The 14193-nt window shown below is 72.8% G+C and carries 13 protein-coding genes; 8 read left to right on the top strand and 5 right to left on the bottom strand.

Going from position 1 to position 14193, the window contains the following annotated elements; translation table 11 throughout:
* Positions 1-4: 4 nt before the first annotated feature.
* Complete coding sequence (gene mtrA / locus ABZ860_RS09155) at positions 5-682, bottom strand: MtrAB system response regulator MtrA (RefSeq protein ID WP_030509347.1); 678 nt, start codon at positions 680-682, stop codon at positions 5-7.
* Between the two features lie 283 nt (positions 683-965).
* Here mtrA and ABZ860_RS09150 point away from each other — a divergent pair, with 283 nt between their 5' ends.
* The 5 genes from ABZ860_RS09150 to ABZ860_RS09130 are packed head-to-tail and all read left to right on the top strand — an operon-like array spanning position 966 to position 6426.
* Positions 966-2336, top strand: coding sequence for a glycerophosphoryl diester phosphodiesterase membrane domain-containing protein (locus tag ABZ860_RS09150; RefSeq protein WP_357217230.1), 1371 nt, complete (start codon positions 966-968; stop codon positions 2334-2336).
* Complete coding sequence (locus ABZ860_RS09145) at positions 2333-2971, top strand: DUF4129 domain-containing protein (protein WP_357217227.1); 639 nt, start codon at positions 2333-2335, stop codon at positions 2969-2971. The genes ABZ860_RS09150 and ABZ860_RS09145 overlap by 4 nt, the downstream gene beginning before the upstream one ends.
* Positions 2968-4116: a DUF4350 domain-containing protein gene (locus ABZ860_RS09140; protein ID WP_357217224.1), complete on the top strand. Its 1149-nt coding sequence runs from the start codon at positions 2968-2970 to the stop codon at positions 4114-4116. The genes ABZ860_RS09145 and ABZ860_RS09140 overlap by 4 nt, the downstream gene beginning before the upstream one ends.
* Positions 4113-5078, top strand: coding sequence for a MoxR family ATPase (locus ABZ860_RS09135; RefSeq protein ID WP_357217221.1), 966 nt, complete (start codon positions 4113-4115; stop codon positions 5076-5078). Before ABZ860_RS09140 ends, ABZ860_RS09135 begins: the two co-directional genes overlap by 4 nt.
* A 7-nt stretch (positions 5079-5085) precedes the next feature.
* On the top strand, positions 5086-6426 hold the full coding sequence (locus ABZ860_RS09130; RefSeq protein WP_357217219.1) for a DUF58 domain-containing protein: 1341 nt from the start codon (positions 5086-5088) through the stop codon (positions 6424-6426).
* Here the strand turns inward: ABZ860_RS09130 and ABZ860_RS09125 are convergent, their stop codons facing one another.
* Positions 6427-7419 (bottom strand): stage II sporulation protein M, encoded by a 993-nt coding sequence (locus ABZ860_RS09125; protein ID WP_357217216.1) that lies wholly within the window; start codon positions 7417-7419, stop codon positions 6427-6429.
* A 41-nt stretch (positions 7420-7460) separates the two neighbouring features.
* Here ABZ860_RS09125 and ABZ860_RS09120 point away from each other — a divergent pair, with 41 nt between their 5' ends.
* A complete protein-coding gene (locus ABZ860_RS09120) occupies positions 7461-8387 on the top strand; it encodes an RDD family protein (protein WP_357217214.1) in 927 nt (308 codons plus the stop codon).
* 156 nt (positions 8388-8543) lie between these two features.
* Here the strand turns inward: ABZ860_RS09120 and ABZ860_RS09115 are convergent, their stop codons facing one another.
* On the bottom strand, positions 8544-9959 hold the full coding sequence (locus ABZ860_RS09115; RefSeq protein ID WP_357217212.1) for a hypothetical protein: 1416 nt from the start codon (positions 9957-9959) through the stop codon (positions 8544-8546).
* Positions 9960-10129: 170 nt separating this feature from the next.
* Between ABZ860_RS09115 and ABZ860_RS09110 the strand changes: the two genes are divergently transcribed.
* The gene (locus ABZ860_RS09110; protein ID WP_357217210.1) at positions 10130-10780 is read left to right on the top strand and encodes a DUF305 domain-containing protein; all 651 of its coding nucleotides are present in this window, start codon (positions 10130-10132) and stop codon (positions 10778-10780) included.
* A 21-nt stretch (positions 10781-10801) separates the two neighbouring features.
* On the opposite strand, the gene ABZ860_RS09105 is transcribed toward ABZ860_RS09110, so the two are convergent.
* Positions 10802-11458 (bottom strand): response regulator transcription factor, encoded by a 657-nt coding sequence (locus tag ABZ860_RS09105; protein WP_357217207.1) that lies wholly within the window; start codon positions 11456-11458, stop codon positions 10802-10804.
* Positions 11455-12618 carry a HAMP domain-containing sensor histidine kinase gene (locus ABZ860_RS09100; RefSeq protein WP_357217204.1) on the bottom strand — a complete coding sequence of 388 codons (1164 nt, stop codon included), beginning with the start codon at positions 12616-12618 and terminating at the stop codon, positions 11455-11457. Before ABZ860_RS09100 ends, ABZ860_RS09105 begins: the two co-directional genes overlap by 4 nt.
* Positions 12619-12703: 85 nt before the next feature.
* Here ABZ860_RS09100 and ABZ860_RS09095 point away from each other — a divergent pair, with 85 nt between their 5' ends.
* Positions 12704-14182, top strand: coding sequence for a hypothetical protein (locus ABZ860_RS09095; protein WP_357217202.1), 1479 nt, complete (start codon positions 12704-12706; stop codon positions 14180-14182).
* Positions 14183-14193: the final 11 nt, after the last annotated feature.

Genomic DNA, 14193 nt, shown 5'->3' with positions numbered 1-14193 from the left:
CGGCCTAGGCCGGGCCGGCCTTGTAACCCACACCCCGGACCGTGACGACGATCTCCGGGTGCTCGGGGTCCTTCTCGATCTTCGCGCGCAGGCGCTGGACGTGCACGTTCACCAGGCGGGTGTCGGCGGCGTGCCGGTAGCCCCAGACCTGCTCGAGCAGCACCTCGCGGGTGAAGACCTGGCGGGGCTTGCGGGCCAGCGCGACCAGCAGGTCGAACTCCAGCGGCGTGAGGTTGATGGTCTCCTCGCCGCGCTTGACCGAGTGGCCGGCCACGTCGATGGTGATGTCGCCGATCTGCAGGATCTCGGGCGTGGGCTCGTCGGTGCGGCGCAGGCGGGCGCGCACGCGGGCGACGAGCTCCTTGGGCTTGAACGGCTTGACGATGTAGTCGTCCGCACCGGACTCCAGGCCGAGCACCACGTCGATGGTGTCGCTCTTGGCCGTGAGCATCACGATCGGGACACCGGACTCGGCGCGGATGCGGCGGCAGACGTCGATTCCGTCGGCTCCGGGGAGCATCAGGTCGAGCAGGACGAGGTCCGGCCGGGTGTCCCTGAAGGCGTCGAGCGCCTTGTCGCCATCGGACACGAACGACGGCTCAAAGCCCTCCCCGCGCAAGACGATGCCGAGCATCTCGGCGAGAGCGGCGTCGTCGTCGACGACCAGCACGCGTCCTTTCATGGCCCCTCATTCGTACGCGTATGGGAGATTTGGGCGTTTGTCACAGTTTCCCCCGCAGGCTACCGTGGCCACCGCTTTGGTGTTACACGACCACGACAGAGGATGGAGTTTAGGCGCAGCAGACGTAGCGCGCGATTATCTGACCAGATGCGGTCACACCGGCGGGAATCCCCTGGTGCGGTCACGTTCCAAGTGTGCGCCCGCACCCCCTGTTTCGGCCATCCCCCCAGAGCCCTCCTGTACGACCGCGCGGCGCGCGCGTACATCATGCCAGGATTGGGACATGACAGACGGCCCCGGCTCCACCCCCGACATGCCCTCCGGCTGGGCGGCCGAGCAACCTCCCCCGTACGGCGGGGCCGCCGGGGCAGCCGGGTCCTCCTGGGCCTCTCCCGGCGCCGGCGCGCCGCAGGGCGCGAACCCGTCCGCTCCGCCCCCCTCCGCCCCGCCCCCGTCAGCGTCGTATCCGTCAGCGCCGTATCCGTCCGCTCCCCATCCGTCCGCTCCCTATGCGGCGCCGGCCGGCGGGCCGTACGGGCACGGGTACCGGGCGCCGGACGCGCCGCGGCCGGGCATCATCCCGCTGCGCCCGTTGACGCTCGGCGACATCCTCGACGGCACGATCAAGCTGATCCGATCGAACCCCAAGGCCACGCTCGGCCTGTCGGCGATCGTGGCGGCGGTGACCGGGATCCCGGCCGCGATCGGGCAGGCCATCTCCTTCGGCTCGATCGGCGACCTCCTCGCCGACCCGTACGCCGCCGACGCGGCGAACGCGCCGATCGCCGGGGTGGCCGCGCAGTACATCGGCGCCATCATCAGCTACGTCATGACGTTCGTCGGCACCACCGTCCTCACCGGCGTCCTCACCCGGGTGCTCGGCCGCGCGGTGTTCGGCGGGCGCATCACGGTGGGCGAGGCGTGGCGGCTGGCGCGCTCGCGGGTGCCCGCGCTGTTCGGGCTGGTGCTGCTGCAGGCGCTCATCCTCCTGCTGCCGCTGCTGGCGCTCGTCGCGGTGCTCGTGAGCCTCGCGGCGGCCAACGCGTTCGACGGCACGGGGAGCTCCGGCGCGGGGGTCGCTGTCCTCGTCGTCCTGCTGTTCTTCCTGGCCTACGTCCCTTATCTACTGTTCTTCTACACGCGCCTGTCGCTGTCGGCCCCCGCCATCGTGCTGGAGGGCCGCGGGGTCACCGACGCCATGAGCAGGTCGTGGCGGCTGGTGAAGGGCGACAGCTGGCGGGTGCTCGGCATCCTGCTGCTCACCGCCATACTCGCGGCCATCATCAGCAGCGTGCTGGCGATCCCGTTCACGTTCGGCGGCTCGCTGATCGGGATGCTGAGCGGCGGCACCGTCGCCGCGACAACGCTCGCGGCGCTCCTCCTGGCGATCGGCCAGGTCGTCGCCTCCATGATCTCTTATCCCTTCCAGGCGGGTGTGGCCGGGCTGCTGTACGCCGACCGGCGGATGCGGGCCGAGGCGTTCGACCTCGTGCTGCAGACGGCGGCGGCGCAGAACCAGTCGCAGGGCTGGGTCCACGCCGGGGTCGACGACCTGTGGCACCCGAGCTACGCCGCCGGGACGGGGCCGGGCTCCGGGCCGTACCACGGGGCTCCGCCGTACGGGCCGTACGGGCCCTACGGCCCGCAGGCGTGACGACCGTGCGGGCGGCGGCGCTGCTCGCCTCGCCGGTCGACGTCGGCCGCGACCAGGCCGCCCGGGAGGCCGCGCGCGAGCTGTCCAGGGCGGGCTACCAGCACGAGCCGCTGTTCGACCGGTTACAGCGGGAGATCTCCCAGTTCCTCGGCGACCTCATGAGCGGCGGGGGGACGGGCGGAGGCGGCGTGAGGTCGCTCGTCGTGATCGCCGTCGTCCTCGCCGTCCTGGCCGTGCTGCTCCTGTGGGCCCTGCGCCGCTTCTCCGGCGGCCGGCGTACGGAGAGCGGTGCGGTGTTCGGGCAGCGTGAGCGGACGGCCGCCGAGCATCGCGCCGAGGCCGAACGCCTGGCGGCCGAGGGCGGCTGGGCCGGGGCCATCCAGGAGCGGCTCCGCGCGATCGCCCGCGAGCTGGAGGAACGCGCGATCGTCACCCCGATGCCGGGGCGCACCGCCGTGGAACTGGCCGAGATCGCCGGGCAGGCGCTGCCGCCCCACGCGACGGACCTGCGCGCGGCGGCACGCCTGTTCGACGACGTGACCTACGGCGGGGCGGGCGGCACCAGGGAGGGCTACCTGTCGCTCACCGCCCTGGACGAGCGCCTGCGGTCGGCCCGCACGGGCGTGGCCGCATGACCGCCAGGACGTCGGGGCGCGCGCGGCGGACGGCCTGGGTCACGTTGCCGGTGGTGCTCGTGCTGGTCACGGCGGTGCTGCCCCTGCTGCTGACGGGCGGGCAGTCCGGCGGCCGCGCCCTCGATCCCGCCGACACCTCGCTGAACGGCAGCGCCGCACTCGCCCGGCTGCTGGAGGCGCACGGGGTGGAGGTGGTCCGGGTGGAGACCCCCGGCGCGGCGGTGGCCGCCGCCGGGCCGCAGACCCTGCTGCTGGTCACCGAGGCGAGCTTCCTGAACCGCGACGCCGCCCGCCGCATCGCCGAGGCCCCCGGAGACCGGCTCGTGGCGGGCTCCGTGCCGGACCTCGACGTGCTCGCCTCCGGCGTACGCAGGCAGGGCCCCGTGCGCACGCGGTCCCGGGCCCCGCAGTGCACGCTGCGGGAGGCGGCGCTGGCAGGCGACGCCTACACCGGCGGCACGTCCTTGGCCGGGCCGCCGGGAGCCACGGGCTGCTACCCGGCCGGCGACGGGAACACCCTGGTCCGCTACACCGCCGACGGGCACACGGTGACCGTGCTGGGCGACGCGTCGTTCATGACCAACCTGCGCCTCGCGGAGGACGGCAACGCGGCGCTCGCGCTGAACCTCGCCGGGGCGCGGCCGAAACTCGTCTGGCTCGCCGAGCCCGACGACCCCGACGAGGCAGGCGGCACCGGCGAAGGGACGGACGGGCAGGCCCGCTCGCTCGGCGACCTCATCCCCGGCGGCGTGAAGTGGGCGGTCGTCCAGCTCGTCGTCGCGGTGGCCCTGACCGCCCTGTGGCGGGGACGCAGGCTCGGGCCCGTCGTGGTCGAGCGCCTGCCCGTGGTCGTGCGGGCCGCGGAGACCGTGGAGGGGCGCGGACGCCTCTACCGGTCCCGCCGGGCCAGGGACCGGGCGGCCCTCGCCCTGCGGGCCGCCGCGGCCGACCGGCTCGCCCCCCGCCTCGGACTTCCCCGCACCGCGACCGCGGACGAGATCGCCGTCGCCGCGGCCGCGCGCACCGGCCGCGACCCGGAGCCGGTGCTGGCGCTGCTGTGCGGCCCGCCGCCCGGGGACGACACCGCGCTGGTGGCCCTCGCCGCCCACCTGGACACACTTGAAAGGCAGGTACGAGACTCGTGACCACACCTGAATCGGACGCGGACGCCGCCCGCGAGGCGCTCGCGGCGCTGCGGGCGGAGGTGGCCAAGGCGGTCGTGGGCCAGGACCCGGTCGTCACCGGCCTGGTCATCGCGCTGCTGTGCCGGGGTCACGTGCTGCTCGAAGGCGTGCCCGGCGTGGCCAAGACCCTGCTCGTACGCACGCTGTCGGCCACGCTCGCGCTGGACTTCAAGCGGGTGCAGTTCACCCCCGACCTGATGCCGGGCGACGTCACGGGGTCGCTGGTCTACGACGCCAGGACGGCGGAGTTCGAGTTCCGCGAGGGGCCGGTCTTCACCAACCTGCTGCTCGCCGACGAGATCAACCGCACGCCGCCGAAGACCCAGGCCGCCCTGCTCGAGGCCATGGAGGAACGGCAGGTCAGCGTCGAGGGGGCGGCCCGCGCGCTGCCGGACCCCTTCATCGTCGTGGCGACCCAGAACCCCGTCGAATACGAGGGCACCTACCAGCTCCCCGAGGCGCAGCTCGACCGGTTCCAGCTCAAGCTGACCGTGCCGCTGCCGCCGCGCGAGCAGGAGATCGCCGTCCTCGAACGGCACGCGCTCGGCTTCGACCCGCGCGACCTGACGGAGATCAAGCCCGTGGCCTCCGCGGCCGACCTCGCGGCGGGACGCCGGGCGGTCGCGCAGGTCCGCGCGAGTGCCGAGGTGCTCGGCTACATCGTGGACGTCGCCCGGGCCACCCGGCAGTCGCCCTCGCTCCAGCTCGGCGTCTCGCCCCGCGGGGCCACCGCGCTGCTCGCCGCCGCGCGGGCGTGGGCGTGGCTGTCGGGCCGGTCGTACGTGACGCCGGACGACGTGAAGGCCCTGGCGCGGCCCGCCCTGCGCCACCGCGTGGGGCTGCGCCCGGAGGCCGAGCTGGAGGGCGCGACTCCCGACGGCATCCTGGAGGGCATCCTGTCCGCCGTCCCCGTTCCCCGGTGAGGGCCGCGTGGCGCTGACCGGACGCGCGGGGCTGCTCGCCGCCCTCGCCGCGATCGTCGTGCTCCTCGCCCCCGAGCCCGGCCTGGTCGTGCCGGCCGCCGCGCTCGTGCTCATCGTGCTCGTGACGGCCGACCTGCTGCTCGCGGGCGCCGTACGCGGGCTGCGGTTCCAGCGCGACGGCGAACGGCGGGTGCGGCTCGGGCAGTCGGCGGCGATCGGCCTCGTCGTGGACAACCCGGGCCCGCGGCGGGTCCGGGGCGTGCTGCGCGACGCGTGGCAGCCCTCGGCCGGGGCCGCACCGCGGCGGGTGACGCTCGACGTGCCGTCCCGCGAGCGGCGGCGCCTGGTCACGACGCTGACGCCCACCCGCAGGGGCGACCGGGAGGCCGTCGCCGTGACGGTCCGCTCGGTCGGGCCGTTGGGCCTGGCGGCGCGGCAGCGGACCTTCCACGTGCCGTGGACCGTCAGGGTGCTGCCGCCGTTCCTCAGCCGCAGGCATCTGCCGGCGCGGCTGGCCCGCCTGCGCGAGCTCGACGGACGCCATCCGGCGCTGGTGCGCGGCCAGGGCACGGAGTTCGACTCGCTGCGCGAGTACGTGGTGGGCGACGACGTCCGCTCGATCGACTGGCGGGCGAGCGCCCGGCGCAGCGACGTCGTCGTGCGCACCTGGCGGCCCGAGCGCGACCGCCGCGTGCTGATCGTGCTCGACACGGGCCGCACCTCGGCGGGCCGGGTCGGCGTGGCCCCGGTCTCTGTGGCACCGGTCGGGGGTGACCGGACCTCCGGCTGGCCGCGTCTGGACTGGTCGATGGACGCCGCGCTGCTGCTGGCCGCGCTCGCCGCGCGGGCCGGCGACCGCGTCGACTTCCTCGCCTACGACCGGACCGTACGCGCCCAGGTGTCCGGCGCGTCGCGCACGGAACTGCTGTCGTCGCTGGTGGACGCGATGGCGCCGATCGAGGCGGAGCTGGTCGAGGCCGACGCCGCGGGGATGGTGGCGGCCGTGCTGTCCAGGGCCAGGCGGCGCTGCCTGGTGGTGCTGCTGACCGACCTGAACGCCACGGCCATGGAGGAGGGCCTGCTGCCCGTGCTGCCCGGCCTGTCGTCCCGGCACATGGTCGTGGTGGCCTCGGTCGCCGATCCGCGCGTGGCCGGCATGGCGGCCGGGCGCGGCACCGCCGAGGCCGTCTACGACGCCGCGGCGGCCGAGCGGCTGCGCGGCGAGCGGCGTGAGATCACCGCGGTGCTGCGCCGCCACGGCGTGGAGGTCGTGGACGCCCTGCCCGAGGACGTCGCCCCGGCGCTCGCGGACGCGTACCTCGCTCTGAAGGCCGCCGGCCGGCTCTGATCAGGCTGTCGGGGCGAGGTCGGGGGCCTGCTCGATGTCCCCCGTCTCGTTCGCGCGTTCCGCCCGGCGGCCGAAGACGATCACGTAGGCGAGGAAGAGGACCTCCGCGAGCGCCCCGATCGAGATGCGCGCCCAGGTCGGCAGGCCCGACGGGGTGACCCCCGCCTCGATGAGCCCGGAGACGAGCAGCACCACGACCAGGCCGAGCGCGACGCTCATCACGGCCCTGCCCTGCTCGGCCAGCGCCTCCGCGCGCCGCCTCGGGCCGGGGTCGACGACGGTCCAGCCCAGCCGCAGGCCGGCGGCCGCCGCCAGGAAGACCGCGGTCAGCTCCAGCATGCCGTGCGGCAGGATCAGGCCCCAGAACACGTCCGCCTTGCCGTGCGAGTGCATCAGGCCGCCCATGAGCCCCACGTTGGCCGCGTTCTGGAACAGGATCCAGGGGATGGGCAGGCCGAGCAGGATCGCCGAGACCACGACCTGCATGGACAGCCAGGCGTTGTTGAGCCACACGTGGCCGGCGAACGACGCCGCCGGGTTCTCCGAGTAGTAGTCGGCGAAATCGTGCTCGACGATCTGGCGGATCTCCTCGGGTGTGCCGATGAGGCTCTGCACGGCGGGATCGCGCGCCACCCACACGCCCACGACGTACGCGACCGCGAGCGAGGCCACCGTGACGCCGATCCACCATCGGCGCGCCCGGTAGGCCACCACGGGAAACGACACCGTGAAGAACCGGGCGACCTCCCGCCAGGCGGGGCTGTGGGCGCCCGTGACGGCCGAGCGCGCCCTCGCCACCAGCGACGACAGGCGTCCGACGAGAAGGGCGTCGGACGACCCCGACCGCACGATGGACAGATGGGTCGCCGCCCGCTGGTAGAGCTCGACCAGCTCGTCGACCTCCTCGCCGCGCAGCCTGCGCTGCCGCCGCACGAGGTCGTCCAACCGGTCCCAGGACGGCTTGCTCGCGGCGACGAACGCATCGATGTCCACGAATCGGACCCTATCGGCGGCGGCACAGTAGGGTGCGCAGTGTGTCCGAAGTCGTGACCGGCGAGGCGGTCGTCGTAGAGGTTCGCGTCGCCCAGCTCCCCAGCCGCGCCCTGGCCTTCCTCATCGACTGGGCCGTCCAGTGGGCCGTGATCATCCTGGCCGTCGTGCTGGTCGCGCAGGCGTCCCTGGTGACCGACGAGTCGCTGGCCACCGGCCTGCTCATCCTGTTCGTCGTGCTGGTCACGGTGGGCTACCCGGTCGCGTTCGAAACGATCACCAGGGGCCGCTCGCTGGGCAAGCTCGCCCTCGGCCTGCGCGTGGTGAGCGACGACGGCGGGCCCGAACGCTTCCGGCAGGCGCTGTTCCGCGGGCTCGCCGGGTTCCTGGAGTTCTGGACGTTCCTCGGCGCCCCCGCGCTCATCACCTCGCTCCTCAACCAGCGTGGCAAGCGCCTCGGGGACGTGTTCGCGGGGACGACCGTCATCGGGGAGCGTTCGCCGCACCAGGCCCCGCCGCCGGAGATGCCTCCGGCGCTCGCGTCGTGGGCCGCGACGCTCGAGCTGTCCGGGCTGTCGGACGACCTGGCCAACACCGCCCGGCAGTATCTGTCCCGGTGGAGCCAGCTCAGCCCGCGGACGCGGGACGAGATGGGGCTGCGTGTGGCCGGACAGGTCAGCGCGCAGGTGGCGCCGCCGCCACCGCCCGGCGTTCCGCCGTACGCCTACCTGGCCGCCGTGCTGGCCGAGCGCAGGCGCCGTGAGGAGCTGCGGCTGGCCCGGGTGCGTTCCACGCCCCCGCCGTACGGCCCGCAGGGGTACGGCCCGCAAAGGCAGGGCCCGCAGGGATATGGCATGCAGGGACACGGGGGGCAGGGGTACGGAGTGCCGGCGCCGGCCCCGCCGAGGGAGGCGGGACCGCCGCACGGAGAGGCTCCGACGACATCGGGAGGATTTGTTCCTCCCGTTTAGGTGTAGACCCCGATTTGCGGGGCACCTGTGGTCATTGCAGGTCATGGGGCATACCTGCAGTGGGGTTGAGGCGGGTATCGCCGGTGCGTTGAGGGAGAGGCCGCACCGGCGATGCCCGCCTCCTTGTATCACTCGCCGGACGGGTCACTCAGGCTTTCAGTGGCCGCCGGGCACACCCCCGCCGTGCTCGCGGTACGAGCCCTGGCTCTGCACGTTGAGGATGTCCGTCTTCACGCTGTTGGCCTGGTTCGTACGCGGGTCGTTGATCCTCAGGACGTCGAGTCCCTTGTTGAAGTCGCTGCCGTAGATGTAGCCGTTGTAGTAGTAGGCCGACCAGAAGCCGCCGCTCAGCGGCTGCGACCACGGGCCGCGCTCGAAGTAGCCGATCTCCTGCGGGTGCGCCGAGTCGGTGAAGTCCCAGATCGAGACGCCGCCCTGGTACCACGCCTGCACCATGATGTCGCGGCCCTTGACCGGGATCAGCGAGCCGTTGTGCGCCACGCAGTTCTCGGTGTCGGCCTGGTAGCGGCCGATCTTGAAGTAGCTCTTGAAGGTGAGCTTGTTGCCCGGAGCGATGTCGTAGATGGCGTCGGCGCCGCGGTTCGGGCCGATCGCCTCGTTGCAGGTCGCCGCGCCGCCGCCGCCGAGTTCGTCGGTGAAGACCACCTTGGTGCCGTCGTTGTTGAACGTCGCCGAGTGCCAGAAGGCGAAGTTCTCGTCGTCGCGGACGACGTCGAGAACCTTCGGGTGCTCGGGGTCGCGGATGTCCATCAGGATGCCGTCGCCCATGCAGGCGCCCGCGGCCAGGCCCTTCTCGGGGTAGGCGGTGATGTCGTGGCAGCCGGTCGTCGCGGACGTGCCGTAGGGGTAGGGCTGCTTGTCACCCGGGTTGCCGCCGTCAGGGAACAGCACGGGCGCCGCCACGACGGACGCGGCGGTGGGGTTCTTCAGCGGGACCTTGATGATGGAGATCAGGTCGTGGGGCGGCTGACAGTCGGGGAAGGCCGCCGACGGGCTGTAGGAGGAGACGTAGATGTAGACGTTCTCGCCCGTCTTGTCCGGCACGAGGGTGTGGGTGTGGGACCCGCAGTTCGTCTCGACCGACTTGATGTACTTCGGGTTCGACTTATCGCTGACGTCGAAGATGCGGACGCCCTCCCACGACTCCTTGACCGATGCCGGCTGGGCCGTGCTGGCGCACGAGTCGTTGTTGCGGGAGGAGTCGACGGACCCGAACAGCAGGTCGCCGTACACGGACATGTCCATCTGGGAGCCGGGGCAGACCACCGAGCTCACCACTGCCGGCTGCTTCGGGTTCCCGATGTCGAAGATCGTGAACCCGCCGTAGTTGCCGACGTAGGCGTAGTCGCCCTGGAAGGCCATGTCGGTGTTGATGGTGCCCGTCAGGGCGGCCGGGGTCGGCACGTTCGCGACGTGCGTGACGTTCGCGCTCATCGCGATCTCGTCCGGGGCCAGCACGTCGGCGGCCTGCGCGGGACCTGCGGACAGGGCCAGGACGACCGCCGCTCCTGCCACGGCCAGCGCACGACCGCTGCGGCGTAAGGTGAACAACTCGCTGTCCTCCATATAAGAGGGAGATAAATGATCAGATCGTCACCTTTGACAGGGATGTCCCGCCAGTTGTCAGTCTGTCAAGAAAACTGGCACATGTAGCCCTTTGACCTATTGCTCATGCCGGGTTAGCGTCGTGATCTCCATACGCTCCGTGACAGGGAGGCAGGGTGCGAATCGCATGGCAGGGCGGGGCGCGGCTGGGGCTCGTCCTCATGGCCGGTGCCGCGTTCTTCCTGAGCGCCTGCGCGGAGGACGTACGCGGAAGTGCCCCCGTCTCGACCGCCCCCGTGATCGCGCCCGGCCGACCCGGCGAGGATGCGAGGACCCTGGGCCCCGCCGAGGCCGCCACCGCGGTCCCCTCCCCCACGATCAACGCGGCCGACGTGCGGTATGTCCAGGACATGATCGTCCACCACCGGCAGGCGCTGGACATGGCGGCCCTGGCGCCCACGCGGGCCTCCTCCGCCAAGCTGAAGGCGCTCGCGGCCCGCATCCATGACGTGCAGGAGCCGGAGATCCGCGTCATGACGTCGTGGCTCGACCGGGAGCACCTTCCCCGGCCCGACCACCACGCCGACCACCACGACATGCCGGGCATGGCCACCCCCGAGCAGATGAACGCGCTCAGGGCGGCGTCCGGCGCCGCGTTCGACAGCCTGTTCCTCCAGATGATGGTCGCCCACCACGAGGGCGCGATCACGATGGCCACCAAGGCGCTCACCGAGGGCTCGCACCTCACCGTCGAGCAGTGGGCCACGGACGTGATCGCCGAGCAGACCGCCGAGATCCGGCGGATGCGCGAGATGCAGGGAACCTGACGCGCCTGGCGCAGGCAAGGGTCAGGCGAGCCGATACCCCACGCCCGGTGTCGTCATGACGACCGGTGGCTCGCCGAGCTTGCGGCGCAACCGCCCCATCGTCACGGTCACCGTGTTGGTGAAGGGGTCGGCGTTCTCGTCCCAGACCTGCTCCAGCAGGGCCTCCGCGCTGAGGAAGCCGGGACTCGCCCGCATCAGCGCGTGCAGCAGGGCGAACTCCTTGACGGAGAGGTTCAGCTGCCGGCCGTCGCGCACCGCGGTCCGGCGCACCGGGTCCAGCTCGATCCCGGCGGCGCGCAGGGTGCGCGGCCGCGCGCTCGGCTTGCGCCGGGCCAGCGCCTGGATGCGCAGGATCAGCTCCGGGAAGTGGAACGGCTTGGCGAGGTAGTCGTCCGCGCCGAGAGTCAGACCGCTGACGCGGTCGTCGGGCGTCCCGGCCGCGGTCAGCATCAGCACCATCGGGCGGCCGGGCCGCTCGCTGATCATCTGGCACAGCGCGTCGCCGTGCAGGCCGGGCAGGTCGCGGTCCAGGACCACCACGTCGTACGCCGTGAGGTCCAGTTTGGCGGCGGCGGACAACCCGTCGTGACTGACGTCGACGGCCATCCCCTGGTCGCGCAGGCCCTCGGCGACAACCTCGGCGAGCGACCGCTCGTCCTCGACGACCAGGATCCTCACGGCCGCGCCTCCGCCGGGACCGGGACGCACGGCAGCGCGATCGACACTCGCAGGCCGCCCTCCGGCCGGGCGAGCAGTTCGAGCCGCCCGCCGTGGGCCGCGGCGATCGCCGCCACGATGGACAGCCCGAGGCCGGAGCCGTTCTCCGACCCGGTTCGATCCGCGCCGAGCCGCTCGAAGGGCCGTGCGAGCCGGTCCACGTCCCGCTGGTCGAGGACGCGTCCGCCGGTCTGCACGACGAGCCGGACCTCGGCGCCCTCCCGGAAGGTCTCCACCTGGATCCAGCCGCCCTCCTCGTTGTGCGCCACGGCGTTGTCGACCACGTTCTCCACCATCCGGGAGAGCAGGGCGGCATCGCCCCTGGTGAGCGTGCCGGTCCGCAGATCCTCGGTCACGCTCAGCCGTCTCGCCGCGATCCCGGCGCCGCGGTCGCCCACCGCCCGCGCGACCAGCCGGGCCACGTCGACCTCGGCGGCGCCGTCGAACGTGCCGTGCTGCGCGCGGGCAAGCGCGAGGAAGCCGTCGAGCAGCTGGTCCACGCGGTCCAGCTGCGGACGCAGCCGGTCGCCCAGGGCGAGCGTCTGGGGAGCCACGCCGGGCTTGGCCACCGCGACGTCCAGGGACGCCCGCATGGTCGCCAGCGGAGTCCGCAGCTCGTGCGAGGCGTTGGCGACGAACCGGCGCTGGGCGGCGAAGGACGCCTCCAGCCGCTCCAACAGGCCGTCGATGGTGTCGGCCAGGTCCTTCACCTCGTCCGCCGGGCCGCTGACGGCCAGCCGCCGGTCCAGGTTGTCGGCGGAGATGCGCCGGGTCGCCGCGGTGATCACCCGCAGCGGGCGCAGCACCCGGCGGGCGAGCACCCGGCCGGCCAGCACGGAGACGACCGCCATCACCGTCAGCGCGAGCAGGGAGCCGATCAGCAGCTGCCGGGAGTGCTGCGCGTTCATCTCGGCCAGTTGCTCCTGCAGACGGCGAACCTGCTGGTTTATCCCGTCCGTGCCGCCGTCGGCGGGTGGTCGCCAGCCCGCGGGGGCGCTGGAACTTCCCCCGCCGGCGAGCAGGAAGGTGAGAGCCAGCAGCCCGATTCCCGACACGAGGAACACTCCGGCGTACAAGATCGTGAACCGGAGTCCCACGGTGCCGTTGCGCAGCCTTGTCACGCCTCCAGGATGCCCGGCCGGACCTAACACCAGGGTGACAGGGGCGGTTCTGGTGGTGTTAGGCACGCCCCCGTAGAACGACGGCGTGCTCACTGGAGAACTTCTTCGCCGGGAATGGACGGCCTTCCGCCGCCCCGCCCGGCTGATCGCCCTGGCCACGGCGGCTCTCGTCGTGATCGCCGCCGGCCTGCTCTACGCCTTCGGCAGCCAAACGTCCTGCGGCGGGCCCTGCCCGAGGGATGGAATCGCCGCGGACGGGTCGATGGTCGGCGACCAGTTCTGGTTCCTGCACCACGACCTCGGCCCGCGGGGCTCCATCACCGTACGGATGACCTCGATGACCGGCACGATCACCTACCCTCCGCCCGACCACGACAAGATCGTCTCCGGCCTGGTGCCGTGGGCGAAGGCCGGGATCATCGTCAAGGACGGCGTCCGGCAGGGCTCCTCCTATGCGGCGCTCATGATGACCGGCGGCCACGGCGTGCGGATGCAGTACGACTACCGGAACGACATCGCCGGGAGCGCGGGCGGCCTCTCACCGCGATACCCGCGGTGGCTGCGCCTGACGCGGTCCGGCGACACCGTCACCGGTGCCGAGTCGGCCGACGGCCGGCTCTGGCACACCGTCGGGACGGTGAAACTGGCCGGTCTCCCTGAGACGGCGCAGGTCGGGTTGTTCGCCACGTCCCCCGGCGACCTCACGCTGCGGAAGGTCGGATTCGGCGGAGCAGTCGAGGAGGTCCGCTTCACCCAGGCCACCGGCGTCTTCGATCACGTCACCCTGGCGGGCGCGCCCGCCGGCGCGTGGCGCAGCGAGGCCGTCGGCGAGATGAACCACACCGACTGGGAGAAGCACCACAACGCATCCGGCGTGGTCGAGAAGGACGGCGTCATCGCCGTGAGCGGGACCGGTGACATCGGCCCGAGCGGGAGCGAGGGCGAGGGCACCGTCGAGAGGTTGCTGCCCGGCCTGGTGATCGCACTGATCATCGTCGTCGTCCTGGCCGCCCGATTCGGCGCCCGGGCCGGCACATCGGCGTCTCGCCACGTTCTGGCCGCTCGGGCTGTGGTGGTCGGCGCAGCGACCTTCGTGACCGGGCTCGCCGCCGTCGGGGTGGTCCTGCCGGCCGGTGTCGCGATCCTGAGCGGCAACGGCGTCCCCGTGCAGCCGGTCTCCCCGCTGACCGGCGTCCGGGTCGTCGTCGGGGTCGCGGCGGTGCTCGCGCTCTGCGGTGTACTGTCGTACGGGCTGGGGGTCCTGCTGCGGCGTGGCTGGGCGGCCGTCATCCTCGCGCTGTCGCTCGTCGCCGTGCCCTACGCGGTGACCGCGTTCCCGTTCCTGCCCGACGTCGTGTCGCGGTGGCTGCTGCGGCTCACCCCGGCAGCGGGCTTCGCCGTCCAGCAGACGGCAGTGGAATATCCGCAGGTGGTCGCTCACTACGCGCCGTCCGCCGGATACTTCCCGCTCCCCGGCTGGGCCGGCTTCGCCGTGCTGTGCGCGTACACGCTGGCGGTGGTGTGGCCGGCCGTGAAGCGCAGGCCGGGCGACCAGGCGCTGTGACGGCCGCGGTG

It is taken from the genome of Microbispora sp. NPDC046973, from assembly GCF_040644495.1.
In the GTDB taxonomy this organism is placed as follows: Bacteria; Actinomycetota; Actinomycetes; order Streptosporangiales; family Streptosporangiaceae; genus Microbispora.
This window is presented reverse-complemented; position numbering and strand designations above follow the sequence as displayed.